This is a genomic window from Dictyoglomus sp. SSW, assembly GCF_055181335.1.
The window spans coordinates 409090-429590 of the sequence record NZ_CM143705.1; the positions used below are offsets into that span (position 1 = coordinate 409090).

19 protein-coding genes are annotated in these 20501 nt (G+C 33.2%); 11 read left to right on the forward strand and 8 right to left on the reverse strand.

Annotated elements, in window-relative coordinates; translation table 11 throughout:
- Nucleotides 1-33: 33 nt before the first annotated feature.
- The 3 genes from ACY3JM_RS01845 to ACY3JM_RS01855 all read right to left on the reverse strand — a co-directional run bounded on the left by ACY3JM_RS01845 (nt 34) and on the right by ACY3JM_RS01855 (nt 3898).
- On the reverse strand, nt 34-918 hold the full coding sequence (locus ACY3JM_RS01845; protein ID WP_463083092.1) for an ABC transporter permease: 885 nt from the start codon (nt 916-918) through the stop codon (nt 34-36).
- A 22-nt stretch (nt 919-940) separates the two neighbouring features.
- The gene (locus tag ACY3JM_RS01850; RefSeq protein WP_463083093.1) at nt 941-1945 is read right to left on the reverse strand and encodes an ABC transporter permease; all 1005 of its coding nucleotides are present in this window, start codon (nt 1943-1945) and stop codon (nt 941-943) included.
- Nucleotides 1946-2014: 69 nt separating this feature from the next.
- The gene (locus tag ACY3JM_RS01855; protein ID WP_463111792.1) at nt 2015-3898 is read right to left on the reverse strand and encodes an ABC transporter substrate-binding protein; all 1884 of its coding nucleotides are present in this window, start codon (nt 3896-3898) and stop codon (nt 2015-2017) included.
- A gap of 279 nt (nt 3899-4177) precedes the next feature.
- On the opposite strand from ACY3JM_RS01855, the gene ACY3JM_RS01860 reads away from it, so the two are divergent.
- On the forward strand, nt 4178-5374 hold the full coding sequence (locus tag ACY3JM_RS01860) for a prolyl oligopeptidase family serine peptidase (protein WP_463083094.1): 1197 nt from the start codon (nt 4178-4180) through the stop codon (nt 5372-5374).
- A gap of 12 nt (nt 5375-5386) precedes the next feature.
- The gene (locus ACY3JM_RS01865; protein ID WP_463111565.1) at nt 5387-6670 is read left to right on the forward strand and encodes an apiosidase-like domain-containing protein; all 1284 of its coding nucleotides are present in this window, start codon (nt 5387-5389) and stop codon (nt 6668-6670) included.
- A 45-nt stretch (nt 6671-6715) separates the two neighbouring features.
- Here the strand turns inward: ACY3JM_RS01865 and ACY3JM_RS01870 are convergent, their stop codons facing one another.
- Genes ACY3JM_RS01870 through ACY3JM_RS01880 form a run of 3 tightly spaced genes read right to left on the reverse strand, consistent with a single transcriptional unit; the run spans nt 6716 to nt 8314 of the window.
- Nucleotides 6716-7618: a nucleoside hydrolase gene (locus ACY3JM_RS01870; RefSeq protein WP_463083096.1), complete on the reverse strand. Its 903-nt coding sequence runs from the start codon at nt 7616-7618 to the stop codon at nt 6716-6718.
- Nucleotides 7619-7652: 34 nt separating this feature from the next.
- Nucleotides 7653-7838, reverse strand: a complete 186-nt coding sequence (locus ACY3JM_RS01875) for a hypothetical protein (RefSeq protein WP_463083097.1) — start codon at nt 7836-7838, stop codon at nt 7653-7655.
- 44 nt (nt 7839-7882) lie between these two features.
- Complete coding sequence (locus ACY3JM_RS01880; RefSeq protein ID WP_463083609.1) at nt 7883-8314, reverse strand: iron-containing alcohol dehydrogenase; 432 nt, start codon at nt 8312-8314, stop codon at nt 7883-7885.
- Between the two features lie 254 nt (nt 8315-8568).
- On the opposite strand from ACY3JM_RS01880, the gene ACY3JM_RS01885 reads away from it, so the two are divergent.
- From ACY3JM_RS01885 to ACY3JM_RS01925, 9 genes are all read left to right on the forward strand, one after another.
- Nucleotides 8569-9555, forward strand: a complete 987-nt coding sequence (locus ACY3JM_RS01885; protein ID WP_463083098.1) for an SIS domain-containing protein — start codon at nt 8569-8571, stop codon at nt 9553-9555.
- Nucleotides 9556-9568: 13 nt separating this feature from the next.
- A complete protein-coding gene (locus tag ACY3JM_RS01890; protein WP_463083099.1) occupies nt 9569-10831 on the forward strand; it encodes an ABC transporter substrate-binding protein in 1263 nt (420 codons plus the stop codon).
- A gap of 11 nt (nt 10832-10842) precedes the next feature.
- Nucleotides 10843-11736: a carbohydrate ABC transporter permease gene (locus tag ACY3JM_RS01895; protein WP_463083100.1), complete on the forward strand. Its 894-nt coding sequence runs from the start codon at nt 10843-10845 to the stop codon at nt 11734-11736.
- Nucleotides 11737-11741: 5 nt separating this feature from the next.
- Nucleotides 11742-12569, forward strand: coding sequence for a carbohydrate ABC transporter permease (locus tag ACY3JM_RS01900; RefSeq protein ID WP_463083101.1), 828 nt, complete (start codon nt 11742-11744; stop codon nt 12567-12569).
- Between the two features lie 22 nt (nt 12570-12591).
- On the forward strand, nt 12592-13860 hold the full coding sequence (locus ACY3JM_RS01905) for an ABC transporter substrate-binding protein (RefSeq protein ID WP_463111566.1): 1269 nt from the start codon (nt 12592-12594) through the stop codon (nt 13858-13860).
- A 69-nt stretch (nt 13861-13929) separates the two neighbouring features.
- Nucleotides 13930-14688, forward strand: a complete 759-nt coding sequence (locus ACY3JM_RS01910) for a sugar-binding protein (protein WP_463083103.1) — start codon at nt 13930-13932, stop codon at nt 14686-14688.
- Between the two features lie 70 nt (nt 14689-14758).
- The gene (locus ACY3JM_RS01915) at nt 14759-16321 is read left to right on the forward strand and encodes an endo alpha-1,4 polygalactosaminidase (RefSeq protein ID WP_463083104.1); all 1563 of its coding nucleotides are present in this window, start codon (nt 14759-14761) and stop codon (nt 16319-16321) included.
- 16 nt (nt 16322-16337) lie between these two features.
- Nucleotides 16338-17303 (forward strand): N-acetylglucosamine kinase, encoded by a 966-nt coding sequence (locus tag ACY3JM_RS01920; RefSeq protein WP_463111567.1) that lies wholly within the window; start codon nt 16338-16340, stop codon nt 17301-17303.
- Complete coding sequence (locus tag ACY3JM_RS01925) at nt 17296-18552, forward strand: Gfo/Idh/MocA family protein (RefSeq protein WP_463111568.1); 1257 nt, start codon at nt 17296-17298, stop codon at nt 18550-18552. Before ACY3JM_RS01920 ends, ACY3JM_RS01925 begins: the two co-directional genes overlap by 8 nt.
- Here ACY3JM_RS01925 and rfbD read toward each other — a convergent pair.
- Nucleotides 18547-19389 (reverse strand): dTDP-4-dehydrorhamnose reductase, encoded by an 843-nt coding sequence (gene rfbD, locus ACY3JM_RS01930; RefSeq protein ID WP_463111569.1) that lies wholly within the window; start codon nt 19387-19389, stop codon nt 18547-18549. The genes ACY3JM_RS01925 and rfbD overlap by 6 nt on opposite strands.
- A complete protein-coding gene (locus ACY3JM_RS01935; RefSeq protein ID WP_463111570.1) occupies nt 19386-20501 on the reverse strand; it encodes a hypothetical protein in 1116 nt (371 codons plus the stop codon). Before ACY3JM_RS01935 ends, rfbD begins: the two co-directional genes overlap by 4 nt.

Sequence of the window (20501 nt, forward strand, 5' to 3'; positions counted from 1 at the left end):
TTCCTCCATAAATGGCGTGAGTCTAAATATTTGTTATTTTCCAAAGCCAATTCTTTGGAATCGGGCTCTTGGATCTAAATATTCACTTAAGCTTACTGATATCCAATATAAAGCAACAAAAAGAAGAATAGCAGTAACTATAGGAGTAAGAAGCCACCACCAAAGCCCCATGAATAGAGCCTGCCTATATATGGCTGTCTGGAGCATGGTACCTATGGTAGGTACTGTAGGATCTATACCAAGGCCAAGATATGCAAGAGTGATCTCCATACCAATAGCCCAAGACATATTGTTTATAAATGTGGTAAAGACTATTGGTAGTACATGGGGTAAAAGCTGTTTTCTAATAATTCTTATAGTGGGCATACCTGAGAGTACTGCTACTTTTACAAATTCTCTTTCTCTTAAACTTAAAACTTGTGATCTAATTACCCTTGCATCCCAAGCCCATGAAAAGAAAGCTAATAGTATTCCTAAATTAAAGAAGTTATTTGTCCAGTCTTTAAGAATCATAGATATGGCTATAAGAATTATTAAGAAGGGAAGTACCATGGTTGTGTCTCCTATTGTAGTTATGACTCTGTCGGTTGTCCCACCTTTGTAGCCTGCTAAAATTCCTATAATTACTGCAATTATTCTTGAGAAAAAAGCAGTAACTAATGCGATTATGAGAGAATTTTTTACAGCAAAGGTAAGTTGCCAAAATACATCTTGTCCTAACCAATTAGTACCTAAAGGATACTTAAAAGATGGTGGTAGGCCAGAAGGTACTTGATACATCCTTTGTGGATTATAAGGTGAGAAAAAGGAAAGGATAACTAAAAGAATAAATATGCAAATAATAATGAAGGCGACAACAAATCTATAGTCTTTAAAAAGATCATAAATTAAGCTTTTAACAGTATTCACTTTTTTCATCCTCCGATGAGAATTAAGTTTATTATCTATAACGCACTCTTGGATCAAAGAAAGGATAAATAAGATCTAAAAATAAAACTGATGTGGTAACTGCTACCACAGATATACACATAATTCCCATAATTAAATTATAATCAGCTCTCATTATGGCATCATATAAAATCTGCCCAATTCCTGGATAGGTGAAGACCATCTCTGTGATTAATGCCCCACTAAATATTCCTCCAAATTGTAGTCCTAATTGGGTTATCATAGGTAACATGGCATTCTTTATGATATGGCTAAAAACTATATTTTTCTCATCTACTCCTGCTGTTTTTGCATATATTACGTGATCTTCTGTCTGTATGCTTTGAACAATTAATTTCATACTTTGAAATTGCCAGGCTATTCCCACTACAAGAAGAGTTAAGGCTGGTAAAGTGGCATGTTTTATTATGTTTAAAATAGTTTGTAGGTTAAAAGACAAAGTTCTTCCTACCCCTATACCTCCCCCTAAGGGAAATATGGGGAATATATAGGAAAATAAAATAAGAAATATAAGAGCAGTTATATAATAAGGTATAGGTCTTATAATCATGATTAATATATCAATAGCTTCCATCCACTTTTTTCTAAAATATCCTACAATACCCCCTGCAATGACTGCTATTATCCAACTTAAAATGGTTGTTACAGAAAGAAGCCCTAAGGTCCATGGAAGAGCCATAGCAAGGAGTTGATTTACAGGTGTTGGGAATCGAGAAAGAGAAGGACCAAAGTTTCCACTAAAAAATCTTTTCCAAAACATTATATACTGGTCCCAAAGGGTTCCTTCCAGACCATACAATTGTTTAAGGGTTTTGATTATTTCTTCTTGTTGTTCAGGAGAAACATATACTCCAAAGGTTTGATATTGAGTAAGTTGTTGCTTAACTGGATCTACAGGAAGGAGACGTGGGAAAATGAATATTGCAGTTAAACCAAGAAAAGTTACTATTACATATTGGATTAATCTTGGTATTAAATATCTTTTTATAAAAGACATTTCTCCTTTATTCCTCCTTTTATTGAAGGTCAGGCAAGGTGTTAACCTTGCCTGACCTATAATCAATGTTTACTTTCTTCCTGTTGGTCTAATTTGATGGAGAATATATTTTAATTGAGGCCAAGTTGTGAAGTTATCACAACGTGCGTAGTCATTCTTAGGGCTTGGCCAATTGGTCCAGTAATATTCATCAAAGACAATAGCAATAGGACAATTGAAACAAGGAATAGCAACCATTTCTTCTATTTGAAGTTTTAAACCTTCAAGACCAAGCTTTTTGATAGTGGCAAGATCACTCCAGCGAGTTTTTTCAAGAGAAGAGATTATCTTATCCATTCTTGGATCGCTCCATCTGCATGCCCATCCAAGTGTGGGTTCTCCAACAGGTCTTACGTACTTACTGTTCATAGCATTGAAGCATAGATAGAGGTCAGGATGTAATCCCCAAGGTTCACCAGCAAACCCACCATGTCCTGTATTTAATACTTCAAATTGTCCATTTAAGGCAAGAGTTGCAGCTGCTGCAGATACATTAAATACAACATCAATTCCAAATTTCTTCCATTGTTCTGCAACTCCAAGAATTACAATGTTTGACATATCAGTGGGATCAGGCCCTCTTAATATGGTTATCTTCCATGGTTTTCCATCAGGTAGATGCCATTTTCCTCCTATTTTCTTGAATCCATTCTTTACTAGTAATTTCTCAGCTACTTCAGGAGCATATTTCCACCAACCGTATCCTAATGTTAGTTGTACTTCTTCCTTATTTTTAGGATCAATATCTACCTTATAGTTTTTCTTTGCCCAATCAAGGAGTCTCCAGGGAGCATCTGGATCCCATGGTTTGAATTTTTCTCCACCACCGATATCAAGGGTAAGATTCTTTAACCATGCTTCTAATGGTTTGAAGTACCAGTCGTAGAAGTTTTTACCTACCACAAGAGGAAGTCCAGGGGTCATAGCCACCATTCCGTTATATGTTGATATGGCTAATTCTACGATGTCAATTGATAAAGCAAGAGCCCATCTTACATCTTTATTATTATAAGGGAATACTAAATGGTTAAAGGCAGGTCCTCTTGTAGAGATATCTCTTGGGTCAATATATGGCCATGTATCACGATAACTTCGTGTTGTATTACTCATCTTTAGCATTGTTAGCATTTGCTCTGCGGTCCCTTGGATAGCATCGAGTTCATGTCTTAACATAGCCATATTTTGTTTTTCAGGAGGTCCATAATGGATAAATAATACATACTCTGGTTTAGGTTCTCCAAATAATTGTCCTGTGACAGTTCTTTGCCAATCTATTCTCTTTTTCCAAAGTACCCAGTAACCAGCAGGATCATGGCTTACATATACATAAGGACCTAAGCTTACTGGTGGGTTAAAATCATAGGTAAGTATGTCTTTTACTTTGCTAAATATATGCTTAGGCATGGGTCTAAGAGCTCCCCATCTTTCTAAGAAGAAGGTATGGAATCTGGCGTTTGGTTTATTAAGATCTACAACTACTGTATATCTGTCAGTAGCATAAACTCTTTTAACATCTTGCATTGCACCATGATAATCGAGTCCTTCTGTTTCTTTTACTTTTTGAATTGTAAACACTACATCATCTGCCGTAAATTCAACACCATCACTCCAGTAGATACCTTTTCTTAATTTAATAACAAGTCTTGTAAAATCTTTATTGTATATTGGACCTTCGGAAGCTAAAGCATTTATAATTCCACCCTTTACTACATCTGGGTTTAATGTCCATAACGGCTCTGTTACAAATTGGTGAAGACCACAGTTTTGGGCTCTCCATCCTGCCCACTGGTTCCAATTACCTGGTACAGGTAAAGGAGCAAAAAGAAATGGTAGAATTAAAGTTTTGTCTCTGGGTATACCTTGGGGTAGTACTTGGGCTGATGTACCAGTAAAGGAGAAAAGTACCAAGAGGATGGCTAAGACTAAAAATACTTTTTTCAAGGGTTGCACCCCCTCTTTTAAGTAAAATTTTTATTAAAAACTAAGGCACAGGTATATTATATATAATGAAAAAGTAAATATCAATAACTAATTTTTTGCTATAAGAATAAGATTATGAATAGCGTATTTCCTAAAATTAAATCGCAAGATGAATTGGAAAATCTAGATTGGAGTTAGAAAACTTTTTAATAATATTTTTTTTAATTTTATGATAAAATAGTCAGTAAATATCTATTATTGGGGGTGTAAAGAATGAGAAGTAAAATTTTTATTTTTTTACTCTTAGTTCTATTATTATTGGAGGTGAGTTTTTCTATGGATGAGGTTAAAAGTATTACTTTGGTTACCAAAGTTTTTCCTGAAGGAGAAAAGGTTTATGCTGTAGTTATTGAATATGCTTATGAAGTAGATGGGAATAGATTAGCTCCAAACATCTTTGAAGTTGAGTCAAAGATTGGTAATATGGGAAAAAGAACTGTAAAAAGGGTATATGCAAATTCAGATGGAAGATTAGTAATGAATTTTTTTGCCAATAGAGGAAGATATGTAATTATAGAGTTAGATCCCAAGGATATGAATGCTATTACAACATATTTTGATAACAATAGGTTTTTAACGGGTAGGCATAAATTAGAGTATTTAGTAACTCAGAAGACTGATATATATTCTATTGATGGTAAGAAGATTCCAACCTTTTCTTTGGAAAATACCCATGAGAAACATTTGATTATTGATGATTTTATAGCGGAATTATATCATGATAAGGAGCTAAATGTAGATCTACCATACCGTTTATTTATCCCTAAGAATACTGATTCTTCTAAAGTATATCCTCTTGTAGTCTTTCTCCATGGAGCGGGAGAAAGGGGAAATGATAATTATTTGCCTCTTGCAGGCAATAGAGGGGCTATAGTTTGGGCAGAGCCTGGACATCAAGCAGAGCATCCTTGTTTTGTACTTGCTCCTCAATGTCCTCCTTATAGTAGTTGGACAGGACTTATTACTGGTGGAAATCCTTTTAAGGCGAATAAAGAGCTTTTGGCTGTAGCAAATCTTATTAAGGATTTAATATCTAAGTATAATATTGATAAAAATAGAATATATATAACTGGACTTTCTATGGGAGGATATGGTACTTTTGCTATTCTTATGGAGCATCCCGAACTCTTTGCGGCAGCTATTCCCATATGCGGTGGGGGAGATTTAAATAGAGTAGATAGAATAAAGGATATTCCAATGTGGGTATTTCATGCGGAGGACGACCCATTAGTGCCTGTTTTCTTATCTCGTGAGATAGTAAGAAAATTGGTTGATATAGGAGGAAAGGTTAAATATACAGAATTTCCTAAGGATTATCTTGAATCTATAGGGTATCATCCTCATGCATCTTGGGTGCCTGCTTATGAGAGTGAAGAGGTAGTAGATTGGCTATTCTCTAATTCTAAATAATGGGGGTTATATATGGGGTATATAAGGATATCTGATACAAAGGATTATTTTATTAAAGATGGAAAAGTGTTTTTCTATTTTGCAGATACTTGCTGGAGTGCCTTTACGAATATCACCATAGAGGAATGGAAAGATTATTTAAATTATAGAAGATTACAAGGATTTAATACTATCCAAATTGATGTTCTTCCTCAATGGGATAGGAGTACTACCGATATTTATATGGATCCCTTTGAAGTATTTCCTAATGGAAAATGGAATTTTAATAAGATAAATGAAAAGTATTTTGAAAGAGCAAGAAACATGGTAGAGATGATGATTGAAAGAAACCTAATTCCTGCTTTAGTAATACTTTGGGCAAATTACGTACCAGATAATTGGTTATCTAAGATGTTAGCAGAAAAAGGTGTCTCTCACGTTATACCCAGGGAAAATTTAGAGGAGTATCTATATTATGTGATAAACAAGTTTAAGGATTATAATCCTATATTTATCATATCTGGTGATACTAATTTTGAAGGAGAGGGAGCAACAGAATACTATTTAAAGGCATTAGAGATGGCTAAAAAATATGCTCCAAATTCTTTAACGACATTGCATCTTTGTGGTGGTTATGCTGATGTACCAGAGGAAATAATTAATTCTCCTTACTATGATTTTTATATGTATCAATCTTGTCATTTTAAAGATAAAATGCATTGGGCATATGAAACAGCCCTTAAATTTTATAATAAAAAAGTTAAGAGGCCTATTGTTAATGGAGAGCCATGTTATGAAGGAATAGGATCTATAGGAAATTATAATGTATATGGAAGATTTACAAGGAATGATGTAAGAAAGGCTGTATGGCAAAGTCTCCTCTCTGGTGCAAAGGCTGGAGTAACATATGGAGCTCATGGTATATGGTCCTGGGAGAAAGGATTAGCTGAATATTCTCTTTCAGAATATTTACCTCCTTATTATTGGAGAAATGCCTTAGTGTTTCCCGGAGTTTATGATTTGAGTTTTGCCAAATGGGTTTTTGAAAAGTATGGATTATATGATATAGAACCAGCAAATGATTTACTCATAAATGAAACCCAAGAGATAAGAGTATCTAAAGGAAGAAACAAAATTGTAATATATAATCCATATAATTTTAATATAAGATTGAGGTTAGATGAGGATTATGAATGGGAAGGAATAGAGCTTATAGAAAGAAAATTTTTTGTGCCAGAAGTTAAAAAATCAGAAGGTGAAACAATAATTAAAATGTCTCCATTCAATGGTGATTCCTTATTAATAGGATTAAAGTAAATTGAGCCCGTAGCTCATAGGCTACGGGCTCTTTCTTCTTACTTCTTATTCCTCTCCCATTAATCTCTCTACCAAATGATCAAGGAAGGCATTTAGATCTTTCCATCTTATAGCTACTAATATTTCATCTCCCTTTTCATCTGGCACTGTATATCCATCATCAGTGACCTTTATTTTTATCGGCTCAATTTCAAGAAATTCGTGAGAATATGCTAAGTACACAGCAACGGTATCAAAAAGTGTTGATGAGTGATTTTCTGAATCAACTTTTGTCCATGTTACAAGTTTTGCCCATATTTTATAATTTTCTATTAAGGCTTTTAGAATGGGTTTTTCTGAATTATATATCTTTTTGTATCTTTCTCCATCTAAGAAAACTAAACCACATGTATCAAGAGGAGTTATGAGCTTACTTATAAAATTAGATGAGAAAACTCTTCTAAGGGAAAGGACGTCAGACTTTACATTAGCCTCTGGATCTCTCCCATCTTTACCTCCATATCCTTTATATATACTTCCATGCATTCCAACAAAATTACATTTTTTAGGTAGATCAGGGTAGATTTCTATTGCTTTTGCTATATTTGTAGCAGGCCCTATAGATACTATAGTAATAGGTTCTTCTGAATTTTTTATTAGATCAACCATAGCTTGAATACCGTCTTCATATATTTCTCCTTCGTAGGAATTTATATCAAAATCTCTTACAAAAGGTTCTTGAAAATTCAAAGAGTTTTTAGGATCTCCTATACCTATACCAATTGGTATTTTTTTTCCTGCTATTTTAAGTATTTTGGCAATAATTTTTGCCCTATAAATAGTATCTCCACTTACTGTAGTTATTAATTTAACATCCAGTTCAGGAGAGTTAATAAGCATAATAAGAGCCCATGTATCATCAATATCGGTGCCTATATCGGTATCAAGAATTACAGGAATCTTATTCATGATATAATCTCCTCCCATAAGTTTTTATCCGTTTTTATTGGTATGCTTTTCTTAATATCTCAGTAGTTTCTTCAAAGCTCAATTTATATGGATCCCTTTCAAAAAGTCCTCCCATAGTTTTTATAGCATTATCTGCTAATTTCTCAATTTCATCCCTCCTTATTCCATAGTCAGACATCTTTAAATTGCCTACTCCACATTCTTCTTGTAATTTTTTCATAGCTTTTACAAAGGCATATGGTCTTTCCTCATAGGGAAGAGAATCTATGTCAACCCCATAGCTTTCGCGAGCTGTATGTATCTTTCTATTAATTTGGAAACAAAAAGCGAATGATGTGCTTCCAAGCTCATAATTAGTCCTTCTAATATATTTACAATGAATCCTTCTAATTTTTCATTGTTCTCAACATTGCTTATAACTTTCCAGGGATCTGTTTCTGTATCAGTACCAGCTGTAGTAGTTATTGTAACTCTTTGTAGGACAGGTTTTTCTGTGTTAGGAAGAATTTTATCAAAAACCACATATTCAACTTTTAAACTCTTTAATATATCAATAAGTCTATCTAAATATCCAAGTTTTTTCATAGAGCCACCTGCAGAGATAACAATAAGGGCTTTTTCCCCTGGTAATTTTTCATTTCTTAATTTTTCTAGACTACCTGGTCCAAAAAGAATTCTTGGAGGAATATGGTAAATAAATTACAAGATTTCTTTCATTTTTTGCACCTCCTTGTTTATTTAATTATGTGATAATTATTTTTAGTAAAAATTATAAACTTAGTGTATTTTTTGTCAATCAAAGAAGAACGTTTGTGATAAATTTATTTTTTGAAAACATTGACAAACTATCAAATACTATCTATAATAATCTAAAAACAATCAATATATGGGCTATAAATGATCAAAAGTTAAAAAAGAGGTATTAATCCTCAAGATAAAGGAGGTAAAAAATGTCTTTAGTAGAAAAGGAGATAAAAGAACAAGTTGAAATTTTGCCTCTTACCCTTGAATATGTGGAGAATTACCTTGCTAAGGAAAAGATACCATCTTTTATCTTGGAAAATGATCTAATTTATTTTATAGGATGTGGTACATCCTTATATTTAAGCCTTTCTGCTAGTAGATTTTTTACATTAAAAACAGGGAAGGAGACAAAATTTCTTCCTGGGGGAGAAATATATTTTGCATACCATGAGAATATAGGAAATAAATCTTTAAAAAGATCAGCTATTTTAATATCTCGATCAGGAGAATCAACAGAAGTGATTAGAGCAGGAAAAGTTTTTAGAAAAATGAATATTCCAACCTTAGGCATAACTTTGGAACCCGAGAGTTCTTTAACAAAAATATCTGATGTAAGCATAGTACTTCCTTTTAGGGAAGATTCTATTGTGATGACAAAATCTTTCTCTGGAATTCTTTTGTCTTTAGAACTTATTGCAAGTTATATGATGGGAGAAGGTTTTAATACTTATAGAAAGCTTGTGCAAAAGACACCTGAGATTATTCAAAAAATGGAAGAGATAGCTGAAGAGAATCTAAATTTTAAACATTATGTCTTTTTGGGACTTGGAGTGGAAGAGGGAATTGCTAGAGAATCTGCCTTAAAACTGGAAGAAATGTCTCTATCAAAGGTAGAGGCTTATTCTACTTTTGAATATAGACATGGTCCTAAATCACTAGTAGAAGAGGGTTTTTTAGTATCTCTCTTTAGAAGAGGATTAAAAGAAGAAGAAGATCTTATACAAGAATTAGAATCTTATGGAGCAAAGGTTATTACTATTGGGGATAATGGAGATCACATTCCTGTATCTTATTTGCCAGAAAGCATCTTCCTTAAGGTATTATGGGGACAGATTCTTGGCTTAAAGATAGCTTATTATAAGAATATAAATGTGGAAAGTCCAAGAAATCTTTCCAAAGTAGTGAAGTTTTAAAGGGGGTTAAAGAATGAAGAGATTTATTTTTCTATTGATAACTTTGATTTTGATAGGCCTACCTTTATTTGGACAAAGTAAAATAGAGATAGTCTACATGAGGTGGGGAGATCTAAAGGAAATAGAGATAGAGAAAAAGATAGTTGAATCTTTTAACCAATCCCAGAATAAGATCTTTGTAAGATTAGAATCGACAGCATGGGGAGCTTATTGGCAACAGCTACAAAATAGGATTGCTGCAGGAAATGCTCCTGATGTAATACTCATGGATGGTGCTTATTTTATTGATTTAGCCTCGAAAGGTGTATTTTTAGATATTACTGATTGGATGAATAAAGAGATAAATCTAAAAAACTATTACTATGATCCTGAGGTATGTGAATGGAATGGTAAGAAGTATGCTATGGTAAGGGATATTACCATTGGAGGTGTAATGTATTACAACAAAGATTTATTTGACAAGTATAAGGTAAGATATCCTGATTGGACATGGAACTGGAATAAATGGTTGGATGCAGCAAAAAAGTTAACAATAGATGAGAATAAAGATGGAACTCCAGAGATTTGGGGTTTATATATACCAACATGGGGTGAAGGAGGATTGTATCCCATCATATGGAGTGCAGGGGGAGAGATATTAACAAAGGATAGGAGAGCATGTGTAATATACTCAAATCCTAAATCTTTGGAGGGATTAAAGTTCATGTATGATATAAGGTATAAATATAAGGTATGTCCATCAGAGAGTTTTATGCAAGGATTAGCAGACCCATTTATGACAGGGAATTTTGCGATGACCACAGGGATCACATCCTTTATAGTGGGGTATAAGAAATTACCTTTTAGGTGGGGGATAGCACCAATACCAAGTGGTCCAGCGGGTAGGCACATGACAGTAAACCAGTTATCCTTAGCCATATACTCGAAGTCGAAATATCCCAGGGAGGCATGGGAGTTTATAAAGTTTGCGGTAGGACCGAAAGGGCAGGAGATAATGGGTAAAGGGTATCAGGCCATACCAGCATTGAAGACAAAGACGAGGGTATATTTTGATGAGGAGAATATAAGGCCGGCGTTAAAGATATTTGAGTTATATGAGAAAGGACAATTAAAGTCATTAAATTTTACTCCATCCTGGCTTGAGTGGAACAATATGTTAGAGACCACCTTAGGATATGCATGGCAAGGGAGGGTAGATATAGAGAAAGCAGCCAAGACAGCAGAAGAAAGAGTAAACAAAATATTAAAAGAAGCTTGGGATAAGTTAAATAAGTGAGGTATTTTACAATGAAAAATACAAAAGCCTCTAAAATTGAGAATATAGTAGGTTATATATTTTTAAGCCCTTGGTTATTTGGGTTGATTTTCTTTGGCCTTGGACCATTACTTTTCTCTATATTCTTGGCTTTTGCTGAATGGGATCTTATTGTTCCTCCTAAATTTATAGGGCTTGGCAATTTTATAAATCTTCTTCAAGATGATATGTTTTGGAAATCTTTTAGGAACACATTAATTTTTAGCTTTTCTGTTCCTATAGTGACATTCCTATCTCTATTATTAGCTTATCTTATGAATAGACCAAAAGGAATATTTTCATTTTTAAGATCCATATATTTTATTCCCTCGATTACTCCTGCGGTTGCTAATACTGTTGTTTGGGTATGGCTTTTACATCCTACTGTGGGAGTGGTTAATTTTCTTCTTAAAAAATTGTTTTTAATAAATGGACCTAATTGGTTAGGAGATCCAAATTGGATTATTCCATCTTTGATAATTATATCAGTTTGGGGAGGTTTAGGATATAATATTGTTCTTTTTACAGCAGGTTTACAAGCAATTGATCCCCAGATATATGAGGCTGCAGAGATAGATGGAGCAAATCAGTGGGATATCTTTTTTAAGATTACCTTACCGCTTATATCTCCAACAACCTTTTTTGTTATTGTTACCTCCTTTATATGGGCTTTCCAAGTTTTTGATATATCCTATATTGCTACTAATGGAAGACCTGATGAACATAGCTTGACTATCGTTTATTATCTTTTCCAAAATGCATTTCAATACTTTAAAATTGGAAAAGCATCCGCTATATCATGGGTTCTTACTAATGTTATCCTTTTAGTTACCTATATAGAGTTTAAATTAGAAAAGAAATATGTCTTTTATGGTGAAGGAGATTAGAGAAAATGAAAAGATCAATGTTAGCTGATTATATAATAATGGTGATCCTGATAGCCTTAAGTATTATTATGCTTTTACCTTTTCTTTGGATGTTTTTTACCTCTTTAAAGGATTGGGGAGAAATATTTAAATTTCCTCCTACCATTTTCCCTTCTAAGGTTCGTTGGGAAAATTATAGTGAACTCTTTCAGATGGCTCCTGTATGGGCGTGGTTCAAAAACTCTATGTTTCTTTCTGTAATGTCCACTATAGGGGTATTAGTTTCTTCTTCTATTATAGCTTTTGCTTTTGCAGTTATAAACTTTAAAGGAAAGAGTTTTTGGTTCTCTCTTCTTCTTTTAACTATGATGGTTCCTTTTCATACTACAATGATTCCTCAATATATACTTTTTAGATATTTAGGTTGGATAAATACATTAAAACCATTATGGGTTCCAACTTTTACAGGAGCTCCTTATATGATATTTCTTTTGAGACAATATTATAGGAGTATACCGCAATCTTATCTAGATGCAGCTAAAATTGATGGAGCGTCCTTCTGGTACATATTTAAAAATGTATATGTTCCTCTATCTTTGCCTGTTACGGTAACTGTGGGACTTTTAACCTTTATTAATCAATGGAATTACTTTCTTGGTCCTTTGATTTATCTTAATGATGTTAACAAAATGACTTTAACTGCTGGTCTTTCCTTTCTTCAAGGACAAAGTTTTGGGTATTGGAATTATATAATGGTAGGTGCCACGATAGCTGTTGTGCCTATTTTAATCTTATTTTTATTTACTCAAAAGTTCATTATTGAGGGTATTATGCTTCAAGCTGGTATTAAATAAATGAAGGGGAGGTTAAGAAAAAATGAAAAAATTAAGGTTCTTAAGTGTGCTTCTTGTAAGTCTCCTTTTAATTATACCTTTGGAGGCTCAAAACAGAATAGAGATAGTCTACATGAGGTGGGGAGATCTAAAGGAAATAGAGATAGAGAAAAAGATAGTTGAATCTTTTAACCAATCCCAGAATAAGATCTTTGTAAGATTAGAATCGGCAGCATGGGGAGCTTATTGGCAACAGCTACAAAATAGGATTGCTGCAGGAAATGCTCCTGATGTAATACTCATGGATGGTGCTTATTTTATTGATTTAGCCTCGAAAGGTGTATTTTTAGATATTACTGATTGGATGAATAAAGAGATAAATCTAAAAAACTATTACTATGATCCTGAGGTATGTGAATGGAATGGTAAGAAGTATGCTATGGTAAGGGATATTACCATTGGAGGTGTAATGTATTACAACAAAGATTTATTTGACAAGTATAAGGTAAGATATCCTGATTGGACATGGAACTGGAATAAATGGTTGGATGCAGCAAAAAAGTTAACAATAGATGAGAATAAAGATGGAACTCCAGAGATTTGGGGTTTATATATACCAACATGGGGTGAAGGAGGATTGTATCCCATCATATGGAGTGCAGGGGGAGAGATATTAACAAAGGATAGGAGAGCATGTGTAATATACTCAAATCCTAAATCTTTGGAGGGATTAAAGTTCATGTATGATATAAGGTATAAATATAAGGTATGTCCATCAGAGAGTTTTATGCAAGGATTAGCAGACCCATTTATGACAGGGAATTTTGCGATGACCACAGGGATCACATCCTTTATAGTGGGGTATAAGAAATTACCTTTTAGGTGGGGGATAGCACCAATACCAAGTGGTCCAGCGGGTAGGCACATGACAGTAAACCAGTTATCCTTAGCCATATACTCGAAGTCGAAATATCCCAGGGAGGCATGGGAGTTTATAAAGTTTGCGGTAGGACCGAAAGGGCAGGAGATAATGGGTAAAGGGTATCAGGCCATACCAGCATTGAAGACAAAGACGAGGGTATATTTTGATGAGGAGAATATAAGGCCGGCGTTAAAGATATTTGAGTTATATGAGAAAGGACAATTAAAGTCATTAAATTTTACTCCATCCTGGCTTGAGTGGAACAATATGTTAGAGACCACCTTAGGATATGCATGGCAAGGGAGGGTAGATATAGAGAAAGCAGCCAAGACAGCAGAAGAAAGAGTAAACAAAATATTAAAAGAAGCTTGGGATAAGTTAAATAAGTAGGGGGTGATAAAAAAATATTTAAAATTTCTATTTTCAATACTATTTAAGAAATATAGGAGGTGTTTTTAAATGAAAAGGTTTTTAGTGATTTCCTTAATTCTTCTTATAGTGGTGAGTATATCCTTTGGTGAAAATATAAAATTAAGACAGGGAACATGGACCCATTATGCTCCTTATGTAACTACACCACCTAAGGTAGACGGAGATGTTTCAGTTTCTGAATATTTCTTATCTCCAAGATATTATGTGGGATTAAAGCAAGATGTAGATTATATTCCCGAAAATTGGAAAGGACCCGATGATCTATCAGTAGTATATTACATGGTATGGGATAAGAATTACCTTTATATTGGAGCTATAGTAAAGGATGAAAGTATTGTACAGCTTGCTACTGGTGAAAATATTTGGCAGGGAGACCACTTAGAGCTCTGGTTTGATACTGATCTTCAAGGAGATTTTGAAGATAAGAAAAACAATAAAGACGATTTTCAATTTGGAATAAGCCCTGGAGATTTTGATCTTTTAGATCCTGAAGTTTGGGTATGGACTCCACCTGTTCTTACAGAAGATGTTAAAAAAGTACAACTTGCTGCAAAGAAGATAGATGGAGGATATACCTTGGAATTTGCAATTCCATGGACATTATTAAAGGTAAAACCTGAGCCTAATCTTCTTATGGGATTTGCATTCTCTCCTAGCGATACTGATACTCCTGGTAAGTTAGATCAGGAAATGATGATGAGTTCTGCTCCTGGATCAAGTCCTAACTGGGGTAATCCAACTTTCTGGGGTAACTTAATTTTAGTAGATCCATTGGAAAAGTTCTAACGAAATAAATTTAATGGGGATAAGGGGGAATTCTCCTTATCCCCTTTTTATTTAAAAGAGGTGAGAATTTATGAGGAGGTTTTCAAGATTTTTTTTAGTATTATTTTTACTCCTTATTCTTTTGTATATAGAAAATGATATTTGGGCTGATAATGGTTTAAGAAAGAATCCCTTGAAGGATATAAAGAATTTTGTGTTCTTTTACGGTAAAGGCAATGTGGATAAATTAGAGAAATATGATCTTGTAGTAATACAAGATTATACCCTTACAAAGGAGGAAGTACAATATTTAAGAAGTAAGGGAATAAAGGTAGTAGTATATGTTACTATTGGTGAATCAGATGTGGATCCAAATACTATCGGTATACCCAAAAATTGTGTTCTTGGGAAAAATGAAAACTGGAACTCATGGTTTATTGATGCAAGGTGTGATTTTTGGCAAAATCTTGTATTGAATAAGATGAAAAATTTAATCAATGAAAAAGAATATGATGGCTTTTTCTTAGACACCTTAGATACAGCAGTTATTTATCCAGACACAAGACCTGGAATGGTAAACCTGGTGAAAAGGATAAGAGATACTTTTCCTAATGCTATTTTAATACAAAATAGAGGGTTTCAACTTCTTGAAAATACAGGAAAATATATAGATGCAGTTTTATGGGAAGATTTTGCTAGTGGATATAATTTTGTTTCAGGAAAATATGAGAAAAATGTCATATTAGATGCTTTAGTAAAAAGGCAAAAGGATCTTGCAGAAAAATATGGGTATATTATATTAGCTTTAGATTATAGTGAAGAAGATGATATAGATCTTATCAATTATATTAAGAATCAATGGCAAAAATACGGTATTTTAGGTGCAATTACTGATTTATACATTTCAAAAATATATGATTTAAGTAAACCTGTTAAACCAAGGGAATATACTACAGATAATATAGATCAATTAGTAATTATGGGAAAAAATGATAAGAATTATATATATGGGGATGGATGGAAAGATTTGGAAAATATTTATGGTACTTTTGCAAGAAAGTGTGAGGGGTGGAGCGCAGGAGTAATTTTGACTTTTAAAGAGAAAAAGGACTCCATATTCTATGTTACTATTTATGATGGAGGAGTACAGGATTTGGCATTAAAAATAACAACATATAATGGACAAAACTGGCCATTTATTGCCTCCATACCTGTTGGAGATAGTGAGGTCTTTAAAACTTACGAGGTAAAAATAAAGAAGGAAGAAATGTATGATAATGATCCTGATGTTCCTTTTATACAGCAAAAGTTTGGTTTTCAAGGAGCAAGAGTACTTTTTATAGGTTATCCAAATAAGCCAGAAATTCATTTTGGAAAATATGAAATCACAAAAAAGAAAGATAGAATATATTTTAGAATAGGAAATGCCGGACTCTTATCTGCAAAAAATGTGGAAGTTTGGGTTCTTGATTCTAATAATAATGTTTTGGAAAAATTCTTTGTGGATGAATTAAAACCTAATGAAGTTAAAGAGATAGAATATAAATTTCCTAAAGGGATTGATATATCCGAACTATATTTAAAGGCAGATCCTGATAATAAAATAGGTGAGATAATTGAAGAAAATAATATATTAAAGGTAAGTATAAAATAGAGGGGTAGGTTTAAGTATGTATTATCTTGGAGTTGATGGAGGAGGTACAAAAACCTTAGCTTGTATTGTAGATGATAAGGGTAAGCTTGTATTTAAAAATATTTCGGGGCCTACCAATATACTAGAAAATGGGGAAGTGATTTTTAGGAAAAACATAAGGGAACTTTTAACTCCATTATTGAGTGAAATAAAACCAGAAGAGACTATATCTTGTTTTGGACTTCCTGCGGTTGGTGAATTTAGAGATGATATAAAAATGTTAAGAAAGATAATAAAAGAAGAGGTACAAATTGAGCCTAATTTTATTGTAAATGATGTAGTAGTAGGTTGGGCTGGTGGGAATTTAGCAAGGGATGGAATCCATTTAGTGGCAGGAACAGGAACTATTGCTTACGGAAGAAAAGGAAATAGAGAAGTAAGAGTAAGTGGATGGGGAAGTATTATCGGAGATGAGGGAAGTGCCTATTATATAGGGGTAGAAACTCTGAGGGAAGTAAGTAAAGAACTTGATGGAAGGTCTAAAAAGTCATTACTTTCCATAATGCTTTTTGAAGAATTAGGTCTAAAAGATACTTTAGATTTTATCAACTTTATATATGATCCTAATAAGGATAAAAGGTCAGAGATAGCATCAGTAGCAAAGATTACCTATGAGATAGCTTTAAAAGGAGAGAAAAAGGCTATAAAAATATTTAAGGAGTCTGCAAAGGAATTAGTTTTAACAGTGGTTACAGTAAAGAAGAAGTTAAGACTTATGTATCCAGTTGTAACATATAGTGGAAGTGTAATTGAAAAGAATGAAATTATGAGGACAGAATTTATAAAGGCCCTTCATGAAGAAGGATACAAGGTAAGACCTCCCCAACTTTCTCCAGTCCTTGGAGCTATTGTTTATGCCTATGTTAACTATCATGGATATTATCCTGATAATAGTTTTATTGAGAATCTAAAGAAGATAGAAAGGAGTGAGGAAAATGGATAAGGTGAGTGTAATAATGATAGGGGCTGGAAATAGAGGCTATGAAGCCTATGGAAGGATTATTTTGAAAAGGCCTGATATAAAGGTTGTAGCGGTAGCAGAACCAAATGATATAAGAAGGGAAAGGTTTGCGAGAGAACATAATATACCAAAGGAATATCAATTTAAAAGTTGGGAAGAGGTTTTTGAGAGAGAAAAATTTGCTGATGGTGTAATAATTACTACTATGGATAGAATGCATGTAGCACCTGCAAAGAGTGCTATAAAGAAGGGATATAAAATTCTTCTTGAGAAACCAATTGGAGTAAATATGGGAGAGATCAAAGATCTTTATGGAGAGGCCAAAAAATATAATGCAAGTATAACTGTAGCTCATGTTTTAAGATATACTCCCTTTTTTCAAAAGTTGCGGGAGCTTTTGAAGAAAAAGGTAATCGGAGATCTTGTGGGTATTAATCTTGTGGAAAATATTGGCTTTTTTCATTTTGCCCATAGTTTTGTAAGGGGAAATTGGAGAAATAAAGATACATCAGCTCCTTCTATTCTTGCTAAAAGTTGTCATGATTTAGATATTCTTCTCTTTTTAGTGGGAGAAAAGGTTAAATATTTATCATCCTATGGAGAATTAGTACATTTTAGGAAGGAGAAAGCTCCTTCTGGAGCAGTAGAAAGGTGTTTAGATTGTAAGATTGATGATTGTCCTTATGATGCTAAGAAAATTTATCTTGTAGATTATACAGGTTGGCCTGTTTCTGTGATATCTGAAGATTTATCGTTAGAAGGAAGGCTTAAAGCCTTAAGAGAAGGTCCCTATGGAAGGTGTGTTTATTTCTCTGATAATAATGTGGTAGACCATCAAGTTGTTTCGTTAAAATTTGAAAATTCCATATATGCAACCTTTACCATGACAGCATTTACAGAGAAAATTACAAGAAAAATTAATATTTATTGTACTCATGGAGAGATTTATGGGGATTTAGATAATAATGTTATTGAAGTGAAATACTTTGGTAAAGGAAAAGAAATGATAAGTCTCAATTTACCTTTTAGAGATATGGTAGGGCATAGTGGTGGTGATGAGGGAATTATAGACGAGTTTGTTAAAGTACTGAAGGGAGAGGTAAAAGATACATTATCAAACATAGAAGAGTCTATTGAAAGCCATCTTATGGCTTTTTCTGCTGAAGAAGCTAGATTAAACAATAAAATTATTGATATGGATCAGGTAAGAAAAATTTTCTATGAATTATGATAAGTTATTTATTGCTTTTTTTAAGGATTCTTCATAGTAAGGCATATCATCCATATTATAAAGCTCTAAGATATAATTTCTTAATACAGAATAAAGTGGTCTTTTAGCAGGTGCTTTAAAGTTTTCTGGATTAAGTGGAATAATCTTGTCTTTTGAAAAGCCCGCTATTTCTGCTACTTTACATGCAAAGTCACATCTTGTAATGGTTCCTTTATTGACAATATGATATGTACCGAAAAGTTGGGTATAGGAAAGCTCTTTTACTTTTCTTACTAAGTCTTTTGCATAGGTACAAGATGCAAAATGATAATTACTGAGATGAACTTCTCTTCCTTCTTTTAAGGTATTATATATCTGGGTTAGAGCATTATTTCCATATTCACCGAATACATAAGAAGTTCTTATGATGAAATATTTTTTACAAAATTCTCTTGTAAAAATCTCTCCATATAATTTGGTTTTTCCGTAGGTATTTATAGGATTTGGTGGGTCAAATTCTGTGTATGGGGTATCTTTGTCTCCTGAGAAAACATAATCAGTACTTATATAAATAAAAGGTATATCTAAAAGAGCACAAGCAATGGCTAAATGTTTGGTACCTATTGCATTCACTTTCCATGCTTTTTCTTTATCTTCCTCACATATGTCTGGAGATCTTATGGCTGCAGGATGTATTACTAAGTCTGGTTTTATTTTTATAATTTTATCAATTGTATCTTTATCTTCGATGTTCATATCTTGATGACTTATAGGAATTATTTCCTCTTCCTCAAACTCTTTTGAAAAATAGCTTCCTAAAAAACCTTTACTACCTGTTATTAATACTTTTCTTTTCATACTCTTTCCCATCCAATCTTTTCCAATTTACTTATGAGATCTTCCTCATCCCCTAAGAGGATAATAAAATGATTGCCGATGGGGTTTTTTAAGAATCTTTCTTCCTTTATCCTTACAGATATTTGAGTTCTGCACATATTATTTTCCCAAGATTTTTCTACTACTTCTCCGGTAAATACAGTAAATTTATGATTTTTCCCAAGTCTTAATATGGTAATTTTGTCTGTTTTTATATGTCCTTCTATACCTACACTACTCAAGGTTTCGAAATGGGTGTTAAGATTAAAATATTCAGGAACATTTACTGCAATTGTACAGTGAGCAAAAGTATATGTATCATCATCTATCCTTGCCAAATTAGCCATGAATGGTGTTTTTCCAGTTAATTTATAGGAAAATAGCATGGTAGCAAGAGCTTCTGTATCTCCTTCACAACTTGCTATAATTCCCTCCGCATTCAGTAAAGATAAGGCAAGACATCCTGTAATTTTAAGGTTTATAGCAAGATCAAAACATCTTATTGTAAGGGCAATTAGGTCGTATTTTCGGATAATTTTCTTTAAGGCTGAATAAATTTTGGTTGCTTTTATCAGTTCTTTAAAAGATATCTTTTTTTCTTTTGATAAGTTCCATATTTTATTGGCAAGTTCTGTGTCTTCTTCCATGTTTTCTTCTACCTCGGTAAGAGAAATTTCTATGATATTTAATCCTAACTCTTTCAATATATCATAATTTCCACTTTTTATTAGCCAATCACTTGGTTTTCCTATGATCCCTATGTTTTTATTTTTTATCTCATCAAGGGTTTTTAAAATTTTCATAGTCTTTTCTTCAGGATTTGGAATTAATATGGTTTTTATTCCCTTTTCTTTGGCATATGCCTGTATCTCTAAACTTGCAGCTAAGCCGTTAAAAGTACCAAAAGGAAGTAGATAAAGGCCATCTTTTAAATAAGGTATAGACAGCTCTTCAGTTCCTCCTGTAAGTAATATTAAAGCATCAGGATTTTCACTTTCTTCTAAAGTGATATATTTTCCAAAGTATTCTTTTGCTTCTCTTAATTTATTTTCCACATCATAGGCTATTGGACTTAGTAAAAATTTAACCTTCAT

Coding starts and splice junctions, on each gene's coding strand:
- ACY3JM_RS01925 (WP_463111568.1), top strand. CDS start 17,296: ATGGATAAGGTGAGTGTAATAATGATAGGGGCTGGAAATAGAGGCTAT.
- ACY3JM_RS01890 (WP_463083099.1), top strand. CDS start 9,569: ATGAAGAGATTTATTTTTCTATTGATAACTTTGATTTTGATAGGCCTA.
- ACY3JM_RS01870 (WP_463083096.1), bottom strand. CDS start 7,618: ATGAATAAGATTCCTGTAATTCTTGATACCGATATAGGCACCGATATT.
- ACY3JM_RS01910 (WP_463083103.1), top strand. CDS start 13,930: ATGAAAAGGTTTTTAGTGATTTCCTTAATTCTTCTTATAGTGGTGAGT.
- ACY3JM_RS01865 (WP_463111565.1), top strand. CDS start 5,387: ATGGGGTATATAAGGATATCTGATACAAAGGATTATTTTATTAAAGAT.
- ACY3JM_RS01905 (WP_463111566.1), top strand. CDS start 12,592: ATGAAAAAATTAAGGTTCTTAAGTGTGCTTCTTGTAAGTCTCCTTTTA.
- ACY3JM_RS01845 (WP_463083092.1), bottom strand. CDS start 918: ATGAAAAAAGTGAATACTGTTAAAAGCTTAATTTATGATCTTTTTAAA.
- ACY3JM_RS01900 (WP_463083101.1), top strand. CDS start 11,742: ATGAAAAGATCAATGTTAGCTGATTATATAATAATGGTGATCCTGATA.
- ACY3JM_RS01860 (WP_463083094.1), top strand. CDS start 4,178: ATGAGAAGTAAAATTTTTATTTTTTTACTCTTAGTTCTATTATTATTG.
- ACY3JM_RS01885 (WP_463083098.1), top strand. CDS start 8,569: ATGTCTTTAGTAGAAAAGGAGATAAAAGAACAAGTTGAAATTTTGCCT.
- ACY3JM_RS01850 (WP_463083093.1), bottom strand. CDS start 1,945: ATGTCTTTTATAAAAAGATATTTAATACCAAGATTAATCCAATATGTA.
- ACY3JM_RS01920 (WP_463111567.1), top strand. CDS start 16,338: ATGTATTATCTTGGAGTTGATGGAGGAGGTACAAAAACCTTAGCTTGT.
- ACY3JM_RS01935 (WP_463111570.1), bottom strand. CDS start 20,501: ATGAAGGTTAAATTTTTACTAAGTCCAATAGCCTATGATGTGGAAAAT.
- rfbD (WP_463111569.1), bottom strand. CDS start 19,389: ATGAAAAGAAAAGTATTAATAACAGGTAGTAAAGGTTTTTTAGGAAGC.
- ACY3JM_RS01895 (WP_463083100.1), top strand. CDS start 10,843: ATGAAAAATACAAAAGCCTCTAAAATTGAGAATATAGTAGGTTATATA.
- ACY3JM_RS01875 (WP_463083097.1), bottom strand. CDS start 7,838: ATGAAAAAATTACAAGAAGAATGTGGAGTAGGCAATTTAAAGATGTCT.
- ACY3JM_RS01915 (WP_463083104.1), top strand. CDS start 14,759: ATGAGGAGGTTTTCAAGATTTTTTTTAGTATTATTTTTACTCCTTATT.